Source organism: Olleya sp. 1-3, assembly GCF_002836085.1.
Taxonomy (GTDB): Bacteria; Bacteroidota; Bacteroidia; order Flavobacteriales; family Flavobacteriaceae; genus Olleya; species Olleya namhaensis.
Window position 1 is genome coordinate 1 of record NZ_PJBW01000043.1, and the last position, 334, is coordinate 334.

A 334-nucleotide genomic window follows, 5' to 3' on the forward strand; every position below is an offset into this window, starting at 1 on the left:
AGTTCCTGTTATTGTATACGTAATAGTCGTTGTTCCTGCGGAAACTCCTGTTACTAATCCTGATGCTGAATCTACTATTGCAGCTGCTGTATTAGAACTTGTATAAATTCCTCCGGCATCTCCATCACTACTTATTGTTGTTGTTCCTGTTGAACAAATTGCTTGAACACCTGATAGCGTTCCTGCATCTGCTGCTGTGGTTACAGTAACATCTGTTGTTGCTGTGTCATCTGCGCAACCTCCCGTTCCTGTTATTGTATATGTAATAGTAGTTGTTCCAACTGAAACTCCTGTTACTACTCCTGATGCTGAATCTACTGTTGCTACTGCTGGG

The 334-nt window shown here is 41.9% G+C and carries 1 pseudogene; it reads right to left on the reverse strand.

Annotation, left to right across the window (positions count from 1 at the left end):
• Nucleotides 1-334, reverse strand: a pseudogene (locus CXF54_RS12980) (hypothetical protein); the annotation flags it as partial.